Consider the following 24,196-nt stretch of genomic DNA (forward strand, 5'->3'; position numbering starts at 1 on the left):
AAGGCATTGCCTTTGGGGATTTTTTTATATCAAGTGTCTGTGAATGAGTTGCTAAAGTTTTGTTAAGTTGTGTAAGTAGTCTTTCGGTATTTGTTAATTTAAAGGTGTGAATTTAACACTTGCCTTAATTTACATTTTGTAAAACATGAAAACCGCATCACAAATTATACGAATTAAGAATTTAGTTGTCTACCTGAAATAGGTTGGACTTTGTTCCTGTCCCCGGGATAATGCGCCCCGGGGATTTTTTTCTGTTCTGTAAAAAATAAGTTGATTAAATATTAGGTTAGTTATTGTGATTCCCCTGCAGTCCTCCTGTTAAAAGCAGGAGGACTTTATTTTCCAGAAAGATATTACTTAAAGCATATAAGGGGGATTTTTATAAGGATTTATAATAATCTTTAGGTTTACCTAAAGTGTTTTTATATAGTAATTTAAACCAACCAACAATGAAACATTTTTTCACTTTTTGTATTGTCATATCGTTTATGGCAATATCCTGTAACAATTCCGGTAAAAAGGGGAATGATACTCAAAAAACAGACAGAGAAAGTAACGTTTTACCACATCCCATTCCTGAATTTAATGGGGATATAGGGGAAACTTTTGAAACTTCTACCCCTGACTTCCCTCAGCCTTATAAGGCGAAAGATGGGGCTCCAAACATAGTTATAATACTTTTGGACGATATAGGTTTTGGTCAGCCCAGTGTTAACGGAGGACTTATTAATACTCCGGTAATGGACAGTCTTAAAAATATAGGCCTATACTATAACCGATTTCATACTACAGGTATATGTTCTCCTACAAGAGCCGCTCTTTTAACAGGCAGAAATCATCATCAAAGCGGTAATGGTACTATTACTGAGCTTAGTACAGGTTACCCGGGGTACAATAGTATGTGGGGTAAAGACATTGCTGCCATACCAGAAGTACTAAGGCAGTATGGGTACAGTACTTCAGCTTACGGAAAATGGCATAATACACCTGATTGGGAAACAAGCGCTATAGGCCCTTACGACCGTTGGCCCACAGGTGTAGGGTTTGAGCATTTTTACGGTTTTTTTGGTGGAGAAACCAGCCAGTGGGAACCGCAGTTAATATTAAACACTCAAACTATAGAGCCACCATCATTGCCCGAAGAGGGTTATCATTTAGGTAAAGATATGACAGACCGGGCTATTACATGGATGAAAACCCAAAAATCAATAGCTCCTGAACAACCATTTTTTACCTATTATGCAACCGGTGCAGCACATGCACCACATCATGCCCCTAAGGAATGGATAGATAAATATAAAGGAAAGTTTGATATGGGGTGGGACAAATACCGGGAAATAGTATATCAAAACCAGCTTGAACAGGGTATAATACCACAAGGCACCAAACTTACAGAGCGACCAAAGGAAATTCCGTCGTGGGATTCCCAATCTGCCGATGCAAAAAAATTGTTTGCCAGACAGATGGAAGTATTTGCAGGCTTTTTGGAATATACCGATTATCAGATAGGCAGGCTATTAAAAGCTATTAATGAACTACCTGATGCTGATAATACCCTTGTATTTTTTATTGTAGGAGATAATGGATCTTCGGCAGAAGGAAGTATGTCGGGTACCAGTAACAACATGTATACCCAAAATGGTTTCCCAGATACTGTAGAAAGCCAGTTAGCTATTATGGATGAGCTTGGCGGGCCTAAACATGAAAATCATTTTGCTGTTCCGTGGAGCTGGGCAGGAGGTGTACCTTTTCAATGGATGAAACGTGTTCCGAGTCATTTTGGCGGAACCAGAAACAGTATGATAATCACATGGCCAAAAGGAATTGCTGCCAAAGGAGAAATACGCTCACAGTTTCATCATGTTATTGATATTGCTCCTACCGTTTATGATGTACTAGGCATTACTTTTCCAACAAGTGTTAATGGTGTAGAGCAGGTTCCGTTAGCTGGGGTAAGTATGAAATATACTTTTGAAAATGGAAATGCAGAAGGCACAAGGAAGGTACAGTATTTTGAAACAGGAGGGCATCGTGCTATTTACAATGATGGTTGGGTAGCAGCAAGTTTTCATGGTGCCCCTTGGATACTTACAGGTTCTAAAGGCTTTAAGGATAACCAATGGGAGTTATATAATATAAATGATGACTTTTCTGAAGCGGTAGATCTGGCAGCTAAAAAACCTGAGAAACTTAAGGAATTGCAGCAGTTGTTTGATGAGGAAGCAAAAAAATATAATGTTTATCCGCTTGATGACCGCTTTGCCCAAAGGGCTCAAATACCAGACAGGCCTAGTAATGTGAGAGGTAAAACCAAATTTGAATATTCGCAGGGTGTTGTAAGGATTCCTGAGGGATCTGCGCCACCTATTTATGCCAGAAGCCATAATGTTACAATAATTGGGCAAAATAAAGGTAATAATAGCGGAGTACTTGCAGCTGAGGGTGGAGGTGCCGGAGGATGGACACTTTATGTAAAAAACGGTAAAGTGTACTATGATTATAATTTCTTCGGAAAAGAAATATATTCTGTAGCTTCAAACACTACACTGCCTAAAGGTAATTTCAGCATAAAAATGGTGTATACCCAAACAGGTAAGGAATATGGCGATGGCGGTACGGCCGAATTGTTTATTAACGAAAAACCGGTAGGTAAAGGAGATATACCAAAAGTGGTTCCGGTTAGGTTTAGTGCTACCGAAACACTTGATATAGGTAAAGATTTAGGAGCCTTAGTTAGCGATTCATACGGACACAATAATTCATTTAGTGGTGTTATAGATAAAGTAGTTATTGAATTGAAATAATCCTGTAATTTTTGAGATTCTTCTGTTTTGGTAGTACTTTATTTTACAACTTTAAGCTATATACAAAATACTGCAGGCGGGAACTAGGCAGTAGTGCATATTCAGGTTAATTAATGTAATTGTAATCCCCGCAATATTTCCCCGCATAGTAGTATGTGGGGAAATTTATTTTAATCCCTTTCATTCTAATAGTCACTCTAACCTTAACTAAGGTGAATTATGGGTAAATTATGTAAATTTATTAAATATTTTATATAAAAATTAAACTCCTAAACTTTTGTTAATACTCTGGTTATTAGTTCTTTATTTTTGTTAAATTTAATAATGAATTTAATGTAAATGATGTTATTATTGTCAAATTTTTAACAAAAATCAATCCGGATAATAAACTGTTTACTTCAGCAAAAATTAGTATATCGGTCGTTTAACGACGCGATTTAGAGCCTTTACCACGAGGTTAGTATACCTAGGCGGAAATTTTACTTATCTACTAACTAAACTCAAACCTATAGTTATTAAAGTAAATCAATTTCAACTAATTATTAAATCTATTCTTATGAAAAAAAGATTATTATCACTAGTTTTTACCGGTTTATTTTGCTTTGTATTTACACATACTTTCGCGCAAAGCAAAAAGAAGCCAAACATTATAATGATTATTTCGGATGATACCGGATGGGGAGACCTTGGTGTTTATGGCGGCGGTTTAGGCCGTGGTATGCCAACTCCTAATCTGGATAAGATGGCTAAGGAAGGAATGCAGTTCTGGTCGTTTTACGGGCAGCCAAGCTGTACACCCGGCAGGGCAGCAATGCTAACCGGGCGTATTCCTAATCGAAGTGGTATGACAACAGTTGCCTTTCAGGGGCAGGGCGGCGGTTTACCTGCTGCCGAATGGACACTTGCTTCGGTATTGAAAAAGGCAAATTACAAAACCTATTTTTCGGGTAAATGGCATTTGGGTGAGGCTGATTATGCCATGCCTAACGCACAGGGTTTTGATAAAATGGAGAATGTGGTATTATATCACTTAAATGCTTACACTTATTGTTTTCCTTCATGGAATCCTGATATGTCGCCGGAAATGAATGAGTTTTTCCAAAAATCGACTACGGGTGTATTGGAAGGCTTAGCGGGACAGAAAGCAAGAGAAACAACTAAGGTAACTGAAGATAACATTGCAGAACTGGATATGATGATGACGGATAATAACCTTAAGCAGCTTGAGGCTTATGCTAAAGAGGGCGATCCATTCTTTATGTGCATCAACTTTGCTAAAAATCATCAGCCTAACCTGCCGTCTAAACAGTTTGCAGGCAAATCTCCCGCAAAAAGCAAATATGGCGACTGTGTTATGGAGATGGATTATAACGTAGGGCGTATTATGGATAAGATACGCGAACTGGGTATTGCAGAAGATACTTTTGTAATTTATACTGTAGATAATGGTGCATGGCAGGATGTACATCCAGACTCAGGCTATACACCATTTAGAGGTACTAAAGGTACTGATAGAGAAGCGGGTAGCCGTGTACCTGCCATTGCATGGTGGCCAGGACAGATTGAAGCAGGCAGTGACAGCCATGATATTGTAGGCGGACTTGACCTAATGGCAACATTTGCAAGCCTTGCAGGTGTACAATTACCTACTAAAGACAGAGAAGGAGTAGCTATGGTATTTGATAGTTATGACATGTCTAATGTATTATTTAAAAAAGGAAAACCACTTCGTGACAAATGGTTCTATTTTACAGAAACAGAATTGTCTCCGGGAGCTGTACGTATAGGTAAATGGAAAGCGGTATTTAATACACGTGGTGATAATGGTGCTATAGCGGGCAGCGATATGCCGGGGCAGCAACTGGGCTGGAGAGGTGACGAAACGTATATAGCAACAGTGCCTGCTATTTATGACCTTTGGCAGGATCCGCAGGAACGCTATGATTTATTTATGAACAGTTGGACAGAAAAGACCTGGACTCTAGTAGTGTTTAATCAGGCAACTGCCGAGCTGATGAAAACCTATGTAGACTATCCGCCAAGGCCACTGCAAAGTGAAGTGTATACAGGCCCTATGACAATAGAACATTTTAGGAACATTGAAAAAGTAAAAAAACTGATTAAGGATAACGATATAAAAGTTCCTTCCTTAAGCGCAGATCCAAAATAATATAAAGGATAAGAAATGCTGTTGGGCTATTATGTTCAGCAGCATTTTTTTTTGACCAACCTTAAATGATATCCAATTATGAACAATAAATTAATCTCCCCTATAACAAAAGCCTTTGCTTTTATGGTGCTTTTTATCTCTTTATCGGCCTGTAAGCAGGAACCTGCTAAAGATACTGAGTCAGGAACTGAAACAGTTGAAGTAAGTAACTCAGATCCGCTGCCGTCATGGAATGAAGGAGCCAATAAAGAAGCCATAATAAACTATGTAAAAGATGTTACTACTGATGGCAGTGCTGACTTTATCCCCGTAGCCGACCGTATTGCCACCTTTGATAATGATGGAACCCTTTGGAGCGAACAGCCTGCTTATTTTCAGTTGTTTTTTGCCATGGATAGGATAAAAGCCCTTTCGGCAGACCATCCTGACTGGAAAAATAAACAACCTTATAAGGCAGTATTGGAAAACGATATGAATGCATTAATGCAGCAGGGTGAAAAAGGTCTTATGGAAATAGTAATGGTATCCCATAGCGGTGTAACTACCGATGAGTTTGATACAATAGTGAAAGACTGGATTGCTACCGCTAAACACCCAACTAAAAATGTACCGTATACCGATATGGTTTTTAAACCAATGTTGGAGCTTGTAAAATATTTACAGGCAAATGACTTTAAGGTGTTTATAGTTTCGGGTGGTGGTATAGGCTTTATGCGTGCCTGGGCCGAAGGTGTATATGGTATACCAAAAGACCAGATTGTAGGCAGCAGTAATAAAACCGAGTTTGACTACAATAACGGAAATCCGGTTATAAGAATACTGCCCCAGCTTGAATTTATGGATGATAAGCAGGGTAAGCCTGTTGCCATAAATAAGTTTATAGGGCGCAAACCTGTTTTTGCGGCAGGAAACTCTGATGGCGATTTGCAAATGCTGCAATACACAGCCTCAAACAAGTATAAGAATTTTGAACTTTATGTGCATCATACCGACTCTATAAGGGAGTGGTCTTATGACAGGAAGTCGCATATAGGTACTTTTGATAAAGGCCTTGACGAAGCCAACCAGAAAGGCTGGACAGTTGTTAATATGAAAGACGACTGGAAAACAGTTTACAAGTAAGAATAAATATTCCTGCCCTTCACTGATTATCAATTTAATAAAAAGTAACTATGGGAAAGAATAACAGATGTCGGTATTTTCTAACTCTTTTAGTAACAGTAGTGTATTGTTATTTAATGAACGCTCAGGACACTGTACAAGAGCCTGAAGGTACCACTTCGGTAAAATTATCACAGCAGGTAATGAATCCTACCACGCTTGCATGGCAGCTTCAGCTGGAAGAGTTTACAATTTTTAAAACACATAATCAGGATGGGGTTGCCCAAAATTTCCGTATACGGGGTATTATCCCTTTAAAAGAGGGGCTTTTAATTAAAGTACCCCAGCTTATAAGGGTTATTGCTTTTGTAAATACAGCTCCCGATGGTACTACGGGCTTAGGAGATGTGACCCTTAACCAGTTTTTTATACTGAGTAAAAAAGACTGGGGGCAGTTTGGTGCCGGATGGAACTTACAAATACCCACAGCAACAGATAATCAGTTAGGTTCTCCGCAATTAGCAATTGGCCCCGCTTTTACAGTTACTTTTACTGATTTGGGAAAATGGCAGATGTACTGGATTTGGGAAAACTTTTTCTCAATTTCCGGCAACGGTAAATATGGATCTTCAGCTTTTGCAATACTACAGCCTAATATATTTTATACATGGGCAAATGGTATATATGCAGGAATTGAACCTGAATGGCAGTTTGACTATAAAACCGGAAAAGTAGCCATCCCAATGGATTTTAGAGTAGGCTATATATGGTCGGGTAAATTAAAGTATAACGCTTATATAGAACCTGAGATTATGGCTTACCGTTCTGATGGATATACACGAAACCTAAACGATTTCGGAGTACGGTTTGGTTTTAGGTGGTATCTGCCTATGTAATTAAATACTATAAAAGCCCTTATTAACTGAGGTTTTTTGTAAAAACACTTTTCCTGAAAAAAAAAATGTTAACAACCTGTTTTTCAGTATTAATTTTTATTGATTTTAATAAGAGTTTAAGGGAAGCATTATTATAAACCTATAAAATTCAAAAATAGCATTTAAGTAATCACTAGTGTTATTTTACTTCATTTAATTAGTGGTCGGTCACATACCTGGCGCGACTTTGAGCTTATACCACAGGACTAATCACTGGCGGTAAAAATTAATTTTTCATCATTAACTCATAGATCTTCACTATTTGAAATTTAATCTAACCACTAAATTAAAATACATGAATGTTACTACTCTAAGAAAAAGCATTTTACTTCAGTCCGGGTTTATGAAGACTTTTGCAAAGTCTGCCCCAAAAAGAAAACTTTAAAAGGGTGACCATATTTGGTGTAGGTATAGATGTTAGCGAAGAAAGTTTTGCTGACCTTGAAACAGAAGCAGCAAGAATGATGAAGTGAGATTAGATCTCATTTATAGTGTTTAGCCCCTAACCATAATATTGGGGTGTTTTTTTATTTTTTTAAAATTCAATTTAAACAAAGACTGTTATGCGTAAAATTTTACTTTTTTCTCTGTTTATACTATTGGCAGGCTGTTATCCGGACGGACCTGAGTATACAGATGAGCTCGACTCGGTTTATACCAACTATTCACCTGATTTTAACTTTTCACAACCCCTTACTTATTCATTACCCGATGCAGTAATTGATGTTGACGGTAACCCTGATAACAGCCCTGTATTTATAGATACTAATTTTAGTGATGCTATAATAAGCTCGTTGAAATCTAACCTTAACGCGCAGGGATGGACAGAAGTAGATGAGAATGATGACCCTGATGTTGTAGTGCTTGCCGCAGCAATGGACTCTAACTTCCTGTACTATAGTGTTGACTGGTGGGGCTGGTATTATCCTGGGTATTTTCCGGGATGGGGCTGGTACTACCCCGGCTATTACCCAACCTATATTAGTGGATTTAGTGTAGGCACCATAGTGATACAGATGACAAGCCCTTCGGGCATTACAGGCAATCAGGTTCCTGTGGAGTGGGTATGTGTTATTAATGGCCTTTTAGAAGGTACCGATGCCTATATAATAGACAGGATAGATGCTAATATAGACCAGGCTTTTATGCAGTCTCCGTTTAACAATTAAAATCCCTGTATTATGAAAATGAAAATATTTTTAACAGCAATTTTTTCCCTTATATGCGCACAGGGATTTTCTCAAAATTCGTTTGGATCTGTAAATTACTCAATTGGATTCCCTTCGGGCGACCTTAAAGATTTTACAGGTAATACCAGTGGAAGGGGAGTAGCCGTAGATTATGCCTTTATGCTAAAGAGTAATGTAAGTGTAGGGTTAGGTATTGGGCTGCAAACCTTTTATGAAGAAAAAGGTTATAGTTCACTAACCGATGGTACCCAAACCTTTTCGGGGAACCAGTTTAACTATGTAAACGCACTGCCTATATATGTAAATGGTGCCTATTATTTTGGCAACAGCTCTAATGTAATGCCTTACATAGGAGTAGGCATAGGGACGATGTATGTTAACAAACGGGCAGATATAGGCATTTTTGAGATTGAAAACGACGGCTGGGCTTTTTTAGTAAAACCCGAAGTTGGATTTCAGTATAAAGCAGCCTCAAATATAGGGTTAAACCTTTCATACAGGTATAACTATGCTTCTGATATAGATAATGTGGGAAGTATGACCTATTCGTCAATAATGATAGGGGCTATATGGTTTTATTAAAGTTAGTTTCATTTAAACAGGTTATTGTTATAATCAATTCCCCAACCCTAAATGAGGGGTGGGGAGATACATCTCACTAAAATATCATTAACTAATACGAATCATACTATGAAAAAAATATACGCCTTAGCTTTTCTTTTTTTAGGAATGCTAACAGTAAGAGCTCAGGATGATGCTGCCGAACTTGCAAAAAAACTGTCTAACCCTATAGCATCACTTATAAGCGTGCCTTTTCAGAATAACAGTGATTATGGTATTGGCGACCTTAACGGATCCCGAAACACCATGAACTTTCAGCCTGTTATTCCGGTAAGCTTAAATGAAAACTGGAACTTAATAAACAGATTAATTCTTCCCGTAGTAACCCAATATAACATTACCGGACCGGGTGAAAAGCAAAACGGGCTAAGCGATGCGGTTGTGAGCAGTTTTTTTAGTCCTAAAAATTCTAAAAACGGACTTACATGGGGTGTGGGGCCTGCTTTACTTTTGCCGGTAGGTACAGATGATTTCCTAACTACTAAAAAGTTTGGTGTAGGGCCTACGGCTGTTGCACTAAAACAATCTAACGGATGGACATATGGTGCTCTTGTAAACCAGATATGGAGTGTGGCAGGAAGCAGTGACAGACCCGATGTAAGCCAAATGTTCCTTCAGCCGTTTATTACCTATAACTGGAAAAGCGGTGCCGGACTGGGGGGGAATATGGAAATGACTCAGGACTGGCAAAACAGCAATACAACCTTATGGCTTAACCCTACCATAAGTGGGGTAACAAGCCTTGGTGGGCAAAAAGTATCTATTGTAGTGGGACCAAGGTTTAACCTTGCAGCTCCCAGTGGTACCAAAGCAGACTGGGGGTGGCGTGCCGTACTGATTTTCCTTTTCCCTAAATAATCCATGCTGTGCATCTTGTAAATAATTATAAAAACATTTGGCCTTACCTGTTATTACTAACAGGCTTTGCCGTTTATTGCCAAACCGAAAACTATACGCAGTTTTGGAATGAGTATGCTTTTGTAAAGGATATAAATGAAAAATGGTCTATTGAGGCTGATGTAGGTATTACCACAAGCGGTATACCCGAACATAACAGCCCTTTTTACGGAATCATACAGTTTTATGGCAGGGGATGGGGACACTATTATCCCAGTGAAAGATGGAAGCTATCCTTTTTTTATGCCTTTTTTTATAACACTAATGTACCCGAGCTTTTACAGGAAAAATCACCCGAACACAGGCTTGCTGTACAGCTAACTTACCTAATGACAAAAACCAGGCTACGCACTAACCTGAAAGCAAGGCTGGAAGACAGGCATCTGGAAAATGATACCGGTTATTTTGAAGCCGTTATGCGATTAAGGTTTCAGGCTAAGGGAACTTATCCGTTAAACGGGCCTATTATTAAACCGGGAATACTATATACTTTTCTTTCAGATGAGGTTATGTTTAAAACACGGGGAAGTGTTAGCGGCAATACTTTTTTTGACAGAAACCGTTTTACTGTTGGTTTTGGTTATTCGTTTGTTAGTGAATTTCAGGTAGAAGTTTCTTATGTAAACGAGTTGTTACCACGACCTGATAAGACTTCAAGTTATGATGCTTTTCAGATAAATGTGGTTTTTACCGATTTGTTTTCAGATCTTTTTGCTAAAAAATATAAAAGAGAAAAAACGGCTATTGACAAGTAGGTTTCAATTTTCTCCCTTTTTAAGAAAATACAGGCTTAAAGCCAATAAAAAAACAGCTCCCGGAAGTATTAATTGTGACGTTGTGAAGCTACCGTGTTTAAGTACTTTATGTAATGCTAAATCGGCAATGTAAGTAACTATAAAAGTGGTAAGTATAGTTTCCCATAAAATTACTTTTAATTGTGTAAGATTTTTTATTTGCAGCCATTCGGGGAGGGTGAGTATCATAGCCTTTTTCTCTTCGCTTTCTTTTGTAAACAGTATGGCTATACCTAATGAAAAAATAAAAAACACTAATGAAATCAATACAAAATCTACGGTTTTAAGCATACCCGCTGCAATCATGGCCGATTTATTGTTAGTTTCTTCAAAAACCAGTTTAATGGCTTCTATAAAGTCTTTCCCGGCTAGGCATAATATAACTATACCGCATAAAAATACAAGTCCGGAAACCAGGCGGGAAATATTCCCCATAATAGTAAAGAGGATTTTCATAATTGGTTGGCTTTTAAAGTTTTAATTTACTAATACTTTGTTAAAAATTAAAGCCGATTATGTTTTCTTTAACATATTAAAAACCATTGTGATGAGGTTTAAATTTCTCTGGTTCTTATTTTTTCACGGTGATTTTCAACCTACTTAACAAGGGGCAGTACAGGCTTTAGGGTGTCATTGGGCAACGGGTATAGTACTTATAGTTTTATTGAGTATTTCATACACCCATTATCATAAATTGTAGGCAGCGAAAAAGGATAAGTAATTTTTGTCTTTTTTTAAAGATAAATGTCGTATATTAGCGACATGAGTAAAACGTATGATAAAATAGTAGACGCAGCAATTGAAATATTTAACAATGATTTTTCGGCAAATCTGGATCTTGTTGCTCAAAAAGCAGGGACTTCTTCAAGAACAATGCAACGCCATTTTAAGGGAAGAGACGACCTTATACATGTTTGCAGAGAAAAGATGATGGTACATTGTCAGGGTATGATGCAGGATGCCTATTATGCCACAAATAACTCGGTGAAACAGCTAGAACTAACACTATATGCAGTAATTGATTGCGGAAGTAAATTCAGGTTTTTACAAAAACTGGATAAGAGAAAATCTTTTTCTGAACTTTCTATGAATGAAAAACAAACAGGTATGGATAATATAAAGTCTAGGTGGTTTGGTGTTATTTCTGAATTAAGGAAAAAAGATTTGATTAATAAGGATTTAAATGATGCATGGGTTTATACATTATTTGGATGTATAGTTGACGGTACTATTGAAGTATTGGAATCAGGTGATGTTGCTCCTAATGAAGTTAAAAAGATTGCATGGTATTCATTTAGTAAGGGGATTGGATTAACTATTAAATAATAATATGAAATATTTAGAGGAACAATTATCTGATGAAGCTTTAGTACAGCATCTTCCCGGATTTGAAAATCATTATATAAGCACTAATGGTATTAAGCTTCATTATGTTAAGGGAGGCACAGGTAAGCCTTTGTTTTTATTACCGGGATGGCCCCAAACATGGTGGAGCTATCATAAGCTTATGAATAAGCTAGCTGGCTTTTATACTGTAATAGCTATTGATATTAGAGGGATGGGTACAACAGATAAACCAACCGATGGTTATGATAAAAAAAACATGGCTAAAGATATTTATGAGCTTATTATTGAATTGGGCTATGATGAGGTTTTTGTGGCAGGGCATGATATTGGGGCATCTGTTGCTTACAGCTTAGCGTGTGATTATCTTGATAAGGTAGCTAAGCTTATTATATTAGATACCCCTCCGGCAGATGAGAATATGTACAGGCTACCTATGCTTCCGTTAATGGACTTAACTGATAAATCAACAGGTTATACTTACCCTTGGTGGGTAGCTTTTAATCAGATTGATGAATTACCCGAGAAATTACTAAAAGGAAGATATAATTTAGTGTTGGATTATATATTTAATAATCTCTGTTTTGATAAAGAAACAATTACTGATTTTGATAGAGCTGTATACACAAATGCTTATGAATATGATTATGCTATTTCGGCAAGTAATAAATGGTACAGCACTTTTCCAAAAGATATAGCAGATAATAAACATAATAAGGTTTTAAAAATACCTGTTTTAGGAATTGGAGGAAGTGGTTTTAAATTACTTGAAATGGTTTTACCGGTACTTGTAGAAAATCTTCAACTGTTTGAAATAAAGAATTGTGGACATTTTGTTTGTGAAGAAGCTCCTGATGCAACATTTAGTGAAATCATCAATTTTTTAGGTTCCTAAATTGCACTTTTCATTTTTTACTGACTTGAGAAGTAGTTTATAGTTATGTTGAAGTGAAGTTTAGGTTAGAAGTTATAAATTTGGGCTTTTATGATTGAAGGATGGTAAGTAAAGAAAAATTAAAGAAATTTTGTTTAGCTGTATTATTCACCTTTTTACTAATAGGTTGTGGTGATGATAATACCGAAGAAAAGAAAATATATGACAACAATGGGAATATTATTGAAATCGAGTTGTATAAAAATGGAATATTAAAAGAAAAGACATGGTTTTCCAATGATGGAAAAAAAACAAGTGTAACAAAATGGCTTGATCAGGACAATAAGATTATTGAGAGGTATTATCCAAATGAAAATGTTAGAATAACAGGAACTCTTTATCGTGATTTAAAAACAGGTTGGTGGTCAAGTTACGATGAAAACGGGGCGCTAAAATCAAAGCATGAGTTTTTAGTTATTAACGGTCAAGAACATGCAAATCAATCCATTATTTATGATGATAGAAATAATATCAAGGAGGAAAGTGTTTATGCTAACATTAACTATCCCGATCATCTTGTCGTAGGCCGTCAGATTATAAAGGTGGATTATCATTCACCCCATATCTCAGATAGTCATGTAATGGTTTGTGTTTCAGATTCTATCAAAGATGATTTTAGTAATATAAATGAAGTTGCTCTTGATACTTTCTATTCAGGAGATAATAAAAATGTTTGGTTTGGGGTAGAATGTAATGAAAAAAAATCAAAAATTATTAGAGGTTTCATTCTTGAGGAATATATTCACGAAGAAGAGAGTGAAGCGGAAGATTCTGTTTATATAGTGGTTTCAAACATCAAACTTTATTTTGATAAGAAACTCCCTGTGAAATAATTGTAAAAGTAAAAAAACCTGCAAATTTTGCAGGTTTTTTTATAATGTATAACTATACAGTTATAGTCTTATTTTTTAGACTCTTCAACAGAAACTTTTCTGAAATCTTTCATTAGTTTGCTTACTTCAAGAGCTGCTTTACGGGCACGGGTACCTGCTGCTTTGTTACCTTTCTCGATGTGTTGCTCAGCTTCTGCTTTAAACGATTCAAACTGTGCGTTAATCTGGTCAAATAATTCTTTCATGTTATACTGTATAATATATTGGTTACTAATTGGTGTAAAGATAGTATTTACAGGACATCACGCAAAATTGATAACTATTTTTTAACGCTTGGTTTCTTATGTTTCTTTATTGTTTGTAATTTTCTAAAAACTGTACTATCTCCGGGTAAAAGGTATCAATCTCCTTAAAGGAAGTCCTGTTAGATAGGTATGAATCAAAAAAATCATAAAGTGGTTTTGCCAGTTTGAAATGTTTTGCCTGATTGTTAATCTCCTCAATTCCCTTTTCATTACCAAACTTTTGGGTTAAAATGTGTGCTGTACAAACTCTTACAAGTAGTTCATCAAGTTCGTTTTCCCATTCAGATTCATTTAATACCTCTCCGCTACTTGTGGTGAGGAACAGGTGACGTATTTTATACAGACGCTGGCGGTATTTTGGAATAAACTCTTTAAGGAAGAGGTGGCTTATTTCGTGTGTTACTACATTAATGTAGGGTGTAAATACTACGGGAGACTCATCTGTTAAGTTTTTGCTTTCATCATTTAGATATGCCAGCCGGAACATTCTCTCTTTAATAAACAGGGGATCATTGCTGCTAATAGCATTACTGCCTAAATTATTTAGCAAATCTAAATAGATAACAAACTTGCTCTCAACAGTAGTACCGTAGAAGGATTGTATATTGTTTAATATGCCCGAAGTTTTAACAGTATCTTCTGCACTTTGACAGACAGACTGGTATAGCTTTTTGTGCTTATTGATAAAGCTATACATATCTGTATCCTTATAAAATTTATTAAATTGGTAAAGAAATGTTTCGGGAGTAGAACTTCTTATATATTTCACTTCCGGTTCAATAGTTATAGTAAAAGGATATTGTCCTGAAAGGAAAAGCCCCAGTGAAGCCATATCATAACCATCCCAAGCGTCAAGGTTTCTGTACCAGTTTAATGATTCATGGTTTTTAAAAGGTTCAAAATACAGTTTTACATCCCTGTAGTATGTTGACGGAGTAGGTTTTATATCCAGTGTGTCTGCTGTTGCCAGTGTGTAAAAAATACTCAGTGCTTCCATCCTGGCATCTACTTTTATATCTAAATTATCTTGTGCCCATAACAGGGTAGGGAGTAGTAGCAGATAGAACCGAAAAAAATTAATAGTCATGCTGATTGGAGTTTAGCTAAATAAGGTAGCTCTTTAATACGGCTAATTAAACTATATTCTATAAGATATTAAAAATAAAAATATTTAATTAGATAGAAAGACTTATTTCATGCCTAACAGGAAGACAAAAAAAAAGCATCTGCTAATTGCAGATGCTTTGTAACGAATCTTATAGAATATTAAGCTACGACTACGTTTTTTGCACTTGGGCCTCTTTGCCCTTCTTCAACATCAAAATGAACTACGTCATTCTCACGAATAGTTTCCGTAAGACCTGAAACGTGAACAAAGATTTCTTTTCCTCCATTAGCCGGAGTAATAAATCCGAAACCTTTTTCTTCATTGAAGAATTTTACTGTACCTTCTTGCATTTTAAATAATTTAAATTTTTTGTAAAGATAGTCTTTTGAATTTAACTTATTGAAAAATAATAATTTATTTATTAAAATATTTTTTTTTAGGTTACTGTTTCATACTTTCACCCATGTTTTGTGGCTTCATGATGTTTTTTAACGTGCAAATGTACCATGATTTTGTCACAAATTATATCTTGGTAGCCTTAGCTGAAGAAGATTTAAGGTACAATAGAGGTAAAACTTCTATCTAAATATTACAAACAAACCATTTGTTTTAATTTTAGTTTCAATCAAACAGATTTATTAGAGATAGTAATTGGAAATTAGGTAATTACACTTATTCTGCAATTATATTAGCTATTACTACATTGTTTAAGTAATAACTGGTATTAGCTGTTTACAGTTTATTTTTTTCTTTCAATTCATTGATTTTAAACTGAAGTTTATCAAAAAGATCATGATAGCTGTTTTTTATATCTCTTTGTTTTAAAAGTGCTATAGCATTTAACATTGCTTCCTGTATAAATTGATCATTTTTACCGTAATTCCATATTGGAATGATACAGGTTTTAAATATTTCTCTAAAACCTGATGACGGGCAGTATATTCGTGGCATATTTTCTTTATCGGTGTAAACTTCAGGCAGTTTACTATACAAGCGGCTGGCTAAAACATTTGTAAGGGCATTAAGACTTAGCACAGCAGTTGCAGGATCATTTATTCCCGGGCTCAATGCTTTAATAGCTACTTCGCTTAGTTGCATGCAGCCATAATCAGCATTTAGTTCAATGGGTTGTCCGTTGTATAAATCTATAGTCCCTATTATTTTGTCTACAACTTCTTTAGTCATGGGCTTTTTTGAGATAACATTCATTAATATGGTATTATCTAATAAAAAACTACTCCGTTTATAACAGAAATGGATTATCAAATCATTTTCTATAGTTGTTTTTAGCAAACTATCTGTATTAAGGCCCTGAAAATATCCGGAGTAAGGAACTGCTATGGGAATACCTTTGGATTGTGACATGGTATATTCTGCAACTTCATTTTTAAATGTATTAGATATTGCGGTAAGTGTTTTCCGTTCAATCCTTTCTATTACTGTTTCATATTTTACTGTCTTGGTAACATAATCCAAAAAATAAATAAAAAGGAAAACAGCTATTACTGTTAGTACAATAAGCAGATAAACACTAAGTGAGGGGATTGTGATGGAGTCACTTGTATCACGTATAGTGGTTAATATAGCGAGAGCATACACAATGGTGCCAATATAATAACCCAGTACAATTTGTTGAAAGCGATTTTGAATCATACTGGTAAGTACCCTGTTGCTCATTTGTGAGGCAGCCTGATTAAGTACTACCATTACCATAGTAAAGCTAAAAACAGTAAGAGAAAGCAGTGCAGCTGCTATTGTAGAGGCGATTGACCTTGCTGTACTGGCATCTTTTAACTGTAGCCAGCCAGTACCTGATTTAAGTTTTGTACCAAAAGATGATAAATCAATCTCTAACATGATGATTGATAATATTAAAAAACATATAGCAATTATAGCCGGTAGAAATGCAATACTGTTAATGACTCTTGTATACAGTATCCTGAAATTGTTTTTAATATTCATTGTGTATCTTATTGTTGGTATATTAAGATATGAAAATTTTACAGACTTTCAATTTCATGGAGGTAATTAGTTGTTTTTTGCAGAATATCCGATTTTTCTTCAGGGTTCATTTTGTATCATAATCGGTATATCATGCCCAGTTTTGCAGTTTTTTTCATGATTTGTTTTTACTGCACTTTTTACTGCAATACTTAACCTCCTCCCAGTTTTTATCCCATTTTTTTCTCCATGTAAAAGGACGGTTACATACAACACATGTTTTAATGGGTAAATTCTTTTTTTTTACTTTTTTCAACGTTTAGAAATTTTATTACCCGTTAACTTTTGTCTTGTGCATTTAAAACGGGTAATACCTGCAATACGTTTTGCAGCATGTTTGGTTTTGCAGTTTTCAACTCTTTTTCGCCATAGCCTGTAGCTGGAGAACTTCAAATGGATTTTCATAAAACTCTTCACTTCATCTTCTCTTAGGCCGAACTGATGATAAATAGCTTCAAAAGGAGTTCGGTCTTCCCAAGCCATCTCTATTATTCTGTCGGTATCTTCTTCCGAAAATTTGTTTTTCATCATTAATAATCAATGTTAAGGGTTTTATTTTATAATGGTCCCCATTCCTCCGTTAATCCCAAAAACCTGTCCTGTTATCCAGGTAGACTGGGTAAGCAAATGATTTGCAAATAGGGCTATTTCCCGCGGCGAACCAATATTTTTTAGCGGATGCCTTTGTTTATTGGCTTCTATTTTAGCTTCGCTGTTAAGTAATGCACCTGCCAATGGCGTGTTGGTTAACGAAGGTGCAATTGCATTTACCCGAACAGTAGGGGAGAGTTCTGCAGCAAGAGCACGAGTGAGTCCTTCTACAGCACCTTTTGCCATAGCAATACTTATGTGATAGGGCAGGCCTGTTTGTACTGCTACGCTGCTAAATAGAAGTATAGACGCATTGGTACTGTTTTTAATATTGTTTGTATATTTTTTTACAAAAGAGAATGCACCTTTTGCATTGATAGTAAAATCATTATCAATATCGCTAACAGATAGTCGTTCTAATGGCTTAAGGGTTATACTCCCCGGACAGTATATCAGTCCGTTTGCATTTGCAGAAATATCGGGAAGGTTTTCATCAGTTAAAAAATCAAAAAGGATGTGCCTGTAGTTTTCATGATGCTGAAGTTCACCGGGAGTACGGCTTATGCCGTATACAATATTATTTTTAACCAACGTTTTCGCCAGTTCCAGTCCTATTCCACTACTGGCTCCGGCTACAATGTAAGTTTTAGAATCGGAAGTATTCATAGTCATTTTTTTTAATTGTTTTAAGGTATTTGGAGTAAGAAGCGAAATATCCTGTAATCTCTTCGGCTAGCCATTCACGAGGTTCGATTTCAGCTCCCTTATATTTAAAAATGGGATGCTCTTTGGCAATAAATATGTTAGGGAATTTATTTTTAAGATTGTCGTATTCCCCAATGTAAATTTGTATGCCAGAAATATTACTTGCCAGTTGTAAAATAAAATTCATGACCTTTTCACTAACGGGATAGGTCTTAAAATGAGAAGGCTCCAGTAAAAGGACACGGTTAAAATTTTCGTTAACATGCCATTTAGGATCAAGATTATAGGAGTTGTAAATAAGAACAGGTTTGCTGTCTATCTCTATGTTTTTAGTTTCAGGTAATAGGGTAGTAAAAGTGATATTACTGTATTGATTCAGTTCCTCAATGCCTTCAATATTTTGCAGCACTTCATAAGGGTAATCCAAAAAGGTATCTTTTTGTACTGTACTGCAAAATCTATTAATATTATCTTGGTTAGCAATGTATCTTTTCCCGTTAAGTAAACCATATACCCACTGCCAACTGAAATAATTACTGGCTACATCACCATCCAGCAGATGATAATACATCCACTGTGCAGGAATATTATACCTATACCCAGACATATTACAAACAGATGCTGTATACATCCTTACATGATTGTGCATATAGCCTGTGGTGTAAAGTGATGAAATAGCATAATCTATAGCTCTTATACCTGTTGCTGCATGTAATAGCGCATCAGGTATCCCTTCTTTATATTTTAATCCTGTAGGAGAGATGTATGATACATTGTTTTGTAGCAATCTCTGGAAATATTCTCTCCATAAAAGTTCCTTTACAAATGTTTCACACTGATCAGCTTTGTATTTAGTTCTGATAATGGAGTACACCTCATTACTGCTTATCACCCCTCTCGAAAGGTATGGCGAGAGCATAGAAACACTGCCTGTAGTATAGTTTCTGGTTTGTGCATATGCTACAGGATTAATGGCGGTTATCCGCTCTATAATTTTATTATAATCAGTAGGAAACTCCATTTAAGTTAGTTAAAAAGCGTACCGTGTACTCATATAGTTACACGATACGCTAAAATGGGGAAGAGGATGATATGGAACTTTATCTTTTTATTACAAGTTTTTGTGTACTTACTTGTTGTCCGTCAGTAGATATAATATTATAAATTCCTGCTGAAAGCCCCGAAACATCTATAGTACTGTTTGTGGTAGCTATTACTTTACGTCCGTAGGAATCAAAAATTTTGTGCTCTGCTGTTCCCTCAGTAGTTCTCAATCCGGTTATATTTATACTGTTAATGGCCGGGTTAGGGTAAACGGTAAAGTTATTGCTTTGGAATTCATCGGTACTAAGTGTAGTGAGCGGTAACTCAAGCATAGCACCTCCTGCACTGGTGGCTGCCCATAGGCCAAAAGCCGGACCATCACTATTTTCTGAAGGATCTAAGAAACCACTTGCCAATACCGTTAGGGATTGTCCTTCCAGTCCTAATGTGCTTAATGGTGCCTGATAGGAAGCTACAACTGTTGCCCCGTCTGCTGTTGCTATACTAATTATATAATCATCTGTAGGTAGCTCTAAATAATCTCTAAAGTTGCTGTATTCCAAATCATCTACCAGAGTACCTGCACCAACAGCCTGTACATCAACAGTAGGAGCATCGGTTGCTCCATGGAATACCAATATATCGGTATTTTCATTCATACTTGCCATCTCTCTTGCCATAGGGTAAACAAACAAGCCGAAAGGTTGAGAAGGATTGTACCCTGATTCGCTTACAATTCCGTTAGCTACTACAATATATGTTCCGTCAGGATCAAGTGTTACGTTAACCGAGTAAATATTATCTTCAACCGAAGTACTGTTTGAAGGGGCAACACTTAAGGTTATTTCTTCTCCTGCCGGGGCATCAACAAAAGGAGATGCAGTTCTGAAAGCAAAATCATTAATAAGTAGGGTTTCGTTAAGATAAACATCTACAGTTTGAGCAGCGAGATCGGCTGCATTGTGAAGTACCTGTACACGAGCTGTTTGATTAGCAAGAGGTAGCTCAATTAAATCACCGCCTTCAGCAGTAGCTACCCACAGTCCAAATGCAGGTCCGTCGCTGTTCATTGAAGGATCAAGGAAACCACTGGCTAATACAGTAAGTGCTGCACCATCAAGACTAAGGCTTGCTAAAGGTACCTGATAAGATGCTACAACAGTCATACCTGTCTCATCTGTTATATCAAGTATATAGTCTTGGGTTGCCAGTTCCAGATAATTTTCTGTAAATGAAGGATAGGAAAGGTCGTTAACAACAGTACCGGCAGGAATACTGGTTTCAACTGCATCAACAGTCGGTGCATCTGTAGCTCCGTGATTTACCAGTATATCAGTACCGGCAGACATGGCCATTTCACGTGCACCACTGTAAACAGAAATCTCAAAAGCCTGATTTGGGCTGTAACCGATAGCACTTACAATACCGTTAGCTACTAAAATATACTTTTCGTTTTCGGTTAGTGTAGTGCTTAGTGTATAAATACCATCATCAGCAGAAGAGCTGTTACCGGGAGCCACTACAATAGTTATCTCTTCACCTGCAGGTGCATCAATAAAAGGTGTTGCAGTCCTGAATGCAAAGTCATTAAGAAGTATAGTCCCATTAAGGTATACATCAACGGTTTGTGCGGCAAGATCGGCACAATTATGTATTACCTGTACACGGGCTGTCTGTGCTGTGGCACAATTAAGTGCTAAAAGAAAAATAGCTGTCAGAAATTTTGTAATTTTTTTCATGGTTATCTATTTTTTTTGTTTAAACATTTTCAAAATTAATTAAACAAAAAATATTTTACTCATTTCTTAACAATATGTAATTTAAAATTAACTATTGTTCAGTTGTTTAGGTTGTGCTTTATGTTTCTGGTTTTTAATGTTTTATATTTTGTTTGGCTTTTGTATTTAAATATAAAACAATTGTAGTTTATCTTGATTAGTGGAATAGGCTGTGTATCACACAACTCACCGGTAGTCATTCATTGTTTGAAAAATATTGATATTTTTATGATAGATTTAAAAAAACAGGTTAAACAAAGTTTGTAGAGGAATTATGGATTTATGATGCTCTTAAAATTTGAACATCATTAAACAAAACACTACCTGTCAAAAATTCACTTTTATTATTTTAGGAATTAAAGCGTTAGCCAGAGGAAAGTGTTATTTATAAAAGTCGTATTCGGCTTGGCTTATAAGTTATTTTCATAAGCATAAGAGATAAGTTCTTTAAGGGAATTTAGTTTTAGTTTTCTTAAGATGTTCTTTCTGTGAGTGTCAACCGTAAACTGACTGATATTAAGTTCTTCTGCAGTAGCTTTTGATGTAAATCCTTTTTTAACATATAGAATAATTTCCCTTTCACGTTTACTGAGTAAAAAAGCATATGATCCTCCCTCCAAATCAACTTTTGTCTCAGGGTTTACGGGTTTAATAAAAATATCTTTTCCTTCCATCACTTCCCGTATTGATTTTTTAACCAGTGCGGCATCAGTAGTTTTAGGTATATATCCATTAGCACCTGAGTTTTTACCCTCATTAACCACATTCAAAGATTCGAACATTGAAATCAGTATAATTTTTATTTGAGGCATTGTTTTTTTTAAATCACTACAAAGCTCAAGCCCGTTAGTACCTCCCATTTGTATGTCCAGCATTATCAAATCAGGTTTATGGTTATTGAGCATATGGTAAAGCTCGGTACTATTATTACAAATACCAATTACTTCAAAATCATCCTCGTCTGCTAAAATACGTACCATACCATCGGCAAAGAGCTGATGGTCATCTACTATGATTATTTTATAGTTCTCTTTCATATTATTGATTTTTAATTCAAAGGAATTGTGACAATAGTTGTAGTTCCATTAGCTCCGCTTGAAATATGTATTTCTGCATTCCATCGTTTAGCACGGGCATATATATTATTTATACCCATCCCATTGCTTTTCGCCTTAGGATCAAATCCTTTACCGTTATCTTCCATCATAATTTGTACTTGTGATGAATCGGCAAACAACTGTAATGTGGCTTCAGAAGCTTGGGAATGTTTTAGTACGTTGGATAATAATTCAAAACAAATCCGTATGATAGGTAATTTTAAAGCATCGGGTACTATATCTTCTTCACCTGTAGTTATAAACACAAATTGTATAGTACCAATGTTATTAAGTTCATCCACCTTATCCCTAAGAATGTCAAATAATCCCTGTTGTGGTAGTGTTAGCTTGTTAAAAAAGTACCTCAAATCATTATTAGCCTTTGTTATCATTTTAACCAAGGTTTTGTCGTTAAGGTAACTGTTTGTTACAATGAGTTTTATTGCGCTTATAGTAGTGCCTAAATCATCATGAAGGTCACGGGCAATTTGTTCCCTTTCCTGTTCCTGTATCTCTATCTCCCTGGTAAGAGATAGTTCGTCCTGTAAGGCCTTTTCCTGTAAAAGCTGATAATGATTTTGAACGGTTTTTTTGTAACGCCAGGCTAAAACGCAGCCTATACCTATAAACTCTATGCACACTATCCAGTAAAATTGGTTAGGATAGGTTACTTCATAATAGCTTAGTATTCCCGCATAGTTTAGAAAATAACCTGCCGGATTAAAATATAGAATAACAAAAGCCAAAATGAGTCCGGGTATTAATAATCTCTTTTGTTGCATAGTTACAATCATCATTACTGCAGTTATGAGAATAACAAAAATCACGACTGCAATTCCTGTATACCACATAAAGGGATAAAACCATTGCCCATGATTCAGTTTTTCCATGTAGATAAAGTAGTAAACAGAATACACTATACCATACAGTAGGAATACATTATTAAGCCGGGTTAGAAACTTAATCAGTTTTCTTTTGGTGCTTTCCGGTTTGATAATATATAGTATGATATGGTAGTGAATAGCCAAAGCTATTATAGCTATGGGTAAAGAATGTAGCCTTTTTAGGATATTAAAAAGAAACGGATTAGAAATAGAAGGAACCATTAACTCCTCCATTAATGCCATTGCAATGATTAAGATTAGGTAGACTCCATATCTAAAAAAGTTTTTTTCACGAAGTACAATACTGATAAAAAAACTAATACTACTAATTAGTAAAAAACACCCTATAAAAAAGCCGATTGACCAATAAAAATTTGTTTCCCAAAATAAATTATTCTCCGGAGTAGTGAAGTCGGTAATAGCATTTTGAGTATGTCTGTAGTTTTCAATTTTAACTAATAGTTCTTTGTGCTCATAGCCTTTTAGTATTATTTCGGCGGTGGAAAATCGGGTTTTTATTTTTCGTTTGGAGAGTTGTAATCCATAAGTAAGGGTATCTGTACTTATCCAGCCAATAGCAGATTTTTGATAAACAGTTATAGTATCAGCATGAGTATAAAAGCCCCACCAGTATTTTTTTAAATCAGGCACCGTGCTTTTTACATTAAGATGCAACCACAACGGATGTGGGTTTAATCCAAGATTAAGGGTTGTTTCCCGATTCCAGTGAATGAACTTATTTTTTTTTAATGCTGTTTCAGCATTAGTTATATCGGGAGTTTTTGTACTGTCAACCCAAAAGGTAAGGTATTTGGAAAGATGTTCAGAGTTAGGCCCATTAACAAACAGGGTGTCAGAATAAATAGCTTTATCCTGAGCCATAATGGGATTAAGGCAACCTGAAAAGCTGCATAAAACGCCTAATAGTAAAAAAATAAACCGCTTCCCCATTTGTTTTTTTATAGCTGTGAACAAATATGCTTTAATATATTGAATATAAAAATACCTAAAACTTGGTATTGTTATGTGTATACTGTTCTGGTTATTTTTGAATAGGTTT

The 24,196-nt window shown here is 35.9% G+C and carries 23 protein-coding genes; 11 read left to right on the forward strand and 12 right to left on the reverse strand.

Going from position 1 to position 24,196, the window contains the following annotated elements; all coding sequences use genetic code 11:
* The first annotated feature begins 449 nt into the window (after positions 1 to 449).
* The 8 genes from ABS768_RS13385 to ABS768_RS13420 all read left to right on the forward strand — a co-directional run bounded on the left by ABS768_RS13385 (position 450) and on the right by ABS768_RS13420 (position 10,473).
* Positions 450 to 2,804, forward strand: a complete 2,355-nt coding sequence (locus tag ABS768_RS13385) for an arylsulfatase (protein WP_408075461.1) — start codon at positions 450 to 452, stop codon at positions 2,802 to 2,804.
* A gap of 556 nt (positions 2,805 to 3,360) precedes the next feature.
* Positions 3,361 to 4,974 (forward strand): arylsulfatase, encoded by a 1,614-nt coding sequence (locus ABS768_RS13390; protein WP_408075462.1) that lies wholly within the window; start codon positions 3,361 to 3,363, stop codon positions 4,972 to 4,974.
* A 78-nt stretch (positions 4,975 to 5,052) separates the two neighbouring features.
* Positions 5,053 to 6,096, forward strand: coding sequence for an HAD family hydrolase (locus ABS768_RS13395; RefSeq protein WP_408075463.1), 1,044 nt, complete (start codon positions 5,053 to 5,055; stop codon positions 6,094 to 6,096).
* Between the two features lie 50 nt (positions 6,097 to 6,146).
* Positions 6,147 to 6,971, forward strand: coding sequence for a hypothetical protein (locus ABS768_RS13400; RefSeq protein ID WP_408075464.1), 825 nt, complete (start codon positions 6,147 to 6,149; stop codon positions 6,969 to 6,971).
* A gap of 602 nt (positions 6,972 to 7,573) precedes the next feature.
* Positions 7,574 to 8,179: a DUF4136 domain-containing protein gene (locus tag ABS768_RS13405; protein ID WP_408075465.1), complete on the forward strand. Its 606-nt coding sequence runs from the start codon at positions 7,574 to 7,576 to the stop codon at positions 8,177 to 8,179.
* 12 nt (positions 8,180 to 8,191) lie between these two features.
* Positions 8,192 to 8,782 carry an OmpW family outer membrane protein gene (locus ABS768_RS13410; protein ID WP_408075466.1) on the forward strand — a complete coding sequence of 197 codons (591 nt, stop codon included), beginning with the start codon at positions 8,192 to 8,194 and terminating at the stop codon, positions 8,780 to 8,782.
* Positions 8,783 to 8,890: 108 nt separating this feature from the next.
* On the forward strand, positions 8,891 to 9,679 hold the full coding sequence (locus tag ABS768_RS13415) for a hypothetical protein (RefSeq protein WP_408075467.1): 789 nt from the start codon (positions 8,891 to 8,893) through the stop codon (positions 9,677 to 9,679).
* An 8-nt stretch (positions 9,680 to 9,687) separates the two neighbouring features.
* A complete protein-coding gene (locus ABS768_RS13420) occupies positions 9,688 to 10,473 on the forward strand; it encodes a DUF2490 domain-containing protein (RefSeq protein WP_408075468.1) in 786 nt (261 codons plus the stop codon).
* Between the two features lie 3 nt (positions 10,474 to 10,476).
* Here the strand turns inward: ABS768_RS13420 and ABS768_RS13425 are convergent, their stop codons facing one another.
* A complete protein-coding gene (locus ABS768_RS13425; RefSeq protein WP_408075469.1) occupies positions 10,477 to 10,968 on the reverse strand; it encodes a YqhA family protein in 492 nt (163 codons plus the stop codon).
* Between the two features lie 288 nt (positions 10,969 to 11,256).
* Between ABS768_RS13425 and ABS768_RS13430 the strand changes: the two genes are divergently transcribed.
* The 3 genes from ABS768_RS13430 (at position 11,257) to ABS768_RS13440 (ending at position 13,623) form a co-directional block, all read left to right on the forward strand.
* Positions 11,257 to 11,838: a TetR/AcrR family transcriptional regulator gene (locus ABS768_RS13430; protein ID WP_408075470.1), complete on the forward strand. Its 582-nt coding sequence runs from the start codon at positions 11,257 to 11,259 to the stop codon at positions 11,836 to 11,838.
* A 4-nt stretch (positions 11,839 to 11,842) separates the two neighbouring features.
* Entirely contained in the window at positions 11,843 to 12,751 is a 909-nt protein-coding gene (locus tag ABS768_RS13435; protein ID WP_408075471.1) for an alpha/beta fold hydrolase, read from the forward strand.
* Positions 12,752 to 12,852: 101 nt separating this feature from the next.
* Positions 12,853 to 13,623, forward strand: coding sequence for a toxin-antitoxin system YwqK family antitoxin (locus ABS768_RS13440; RefSeq protein ID WP_408075472.1), 771 nt, complete (start codon positions 12,853 to 12,855; stop codon positions 13,621 to 13,623).
* A 68-nt stretch (positions 13,624 to 13,691) separates the two neighbouring features.
* Here ABS768_RS13440 and ABS768_RS13445 read toward each other — a convergent pair whose 3' ends face one another.
* From ABS768_RS13445 to ABS768_RS13495, 11 genes are all read right to left on the reverse strand, one after another.
* Positions 13,692 to 13,868: a histone H1 gene (locus ABS768_RS13445; RefSeq protein WP_035134746.1), complete on the reverse strand. Its 177-nt coding sequence runs from the start codon at positions 13,866 to 13,868 to the stop codon at positions 13,692 to 13,694.
* Positions 13,869 to 13,974: 106 nt separating this feature from the next.
* A complete protein-coding gene (locus ABS768_RS13450; RefSeq protein ID WP_408075473.1) occupies positions 13,975 to 15,015 on the reverse strand; it encodes a DUF4932 domain-containing protein in 1,041 nt (346 codons plus the stop codon).
* Positions 15,016 to 15,194: 179 nt separating this feature from the next.
* Positions 15,195 to 15,386, reverse strand: coding sequence for a cold-shock protein (locus tag ABS768_RS13455; RefSeq protein WP_408075474.1), 192 nt, complete (start codon positions 15,384 to 15,386; stop codon positions 15,195 to 15,197).
* A 382-nt stretch (positions 15,387 to 15,768) separates the two neighbouring features.
* Positions 15,769 to 16,998 (reverse strand): DUF2254 domain-containing protein, encoded by a 1,230-nt coding sequence (locus ABS768_RS13460; RefSeq protein ID WP_408075475.1) that lies wholly within the window; start codon positions 16,996 to 16,998, stop codon positions 15,769 to 15,771.
* Between the two features lie 154 nt (positions 16,999 to 17,152).
* Complete coding sequence (locus ABS768_RS13465) at positions 17,153 to 17,293, reverse strand: DUF2256 domain-containing protein (protein ID WP_408075476.1); 141 nt, start codon at positions 17,291 to 17,293, stop codon at positions 17,153 to 17,155.
* A complete protein-coding gene (locus ABS768_RS13470; RefSeq protein WP_408075538.1) occupies positions 17,290 to 17,565 on the reverse strand; it encodes a TIGR03643 family protein in 276 nt (91 codons plus the stop codon). The genes ABS768_RS13465 and ABS768_RS13470 overlap by 4 nt, the downstream gene beginning before the upstream one ends.
* Positions 17,566 to 17,589: 24 nt before the next feature.
* On the reverse strand, positions 17,590 to 18,294 hold the full coding sequence (locus ABS768_RS13475; protein WP_408075477.1) for an SDR family NAD(P)-dependent oxidoreductase: 705 nt from the start codon (positions 18,292 to 18,294) through the stop codon (positions 17,590 to 17,592).
* Positions 18,275 to 19,354 carry an FAD-binding domain-containing protein gene (locus ABS768_RS13480; protein WP_408075478.1) on the reverse strand — a complete coding sequence of 360 codons (1,080 nt, stop codon included), beginning with the start codon at positions 19,352 to 19,354 and terminating at the stop codon, positions 18,275 to 18,277. Before ABS768_RS13480 ends, ABS768_RS13475 begins: the two co-directional genes overlap by 20 nt.
* A 79-nt stretch (positions 19,355 to 19,433) precedes the next feature.
* Complete coding sequence (locus ABS768_RS13485; RefSeq protein WP_408075479.1) at positions 19,434 to 21,116, reverse strand: DUF4397 domain-containing protein; 1,683 nt, start codon at positions 21,114 to 21,116, stop codon at positions 19,434 to 19,436.
* 449 nt (positions 21,117 to 21,565) lie between these two features.
* Positions 21,566 to 22,192, reverse strand: a complete 627-nt coding sequence (locus tag ABS768_RS13490) for a response regulator (RefSeq protein ID WP_408075480.1) — start codon at positions 22,190 to 22,192, stop codon at positions 21,566 to 21,568.
* 11 nt (positions 22,193 to 22,203) lie between these two features.
* Positions 22,204 to 24,018 carry an ATP-binding protein gene (locus ABS768_RS13495; RefSeq protein ID WP_408075481.1) on the reverse strand — a complete coding sequence of 605 codons (1,815 nt, stop codon included), beginning with the start codon at positions 24,016 to 24,018 and terminating at the stop codon, positions 22,204 to 22,206.
* Positions 24,019 to 24,196: the final 178 nt, after the last annotated feature.

The sequence above is a fragment of the Flavobacterium rhizophilum genome (assembly GCF_046000485.1).
GTDB classification, from domain to species: domain Bacteria; phylum Bacteroidota; class Bacteroidia; order Flavobacteriales; family Flavobacteriaceae; genus Flavobacterium; species Flavobacterium rhizophilum.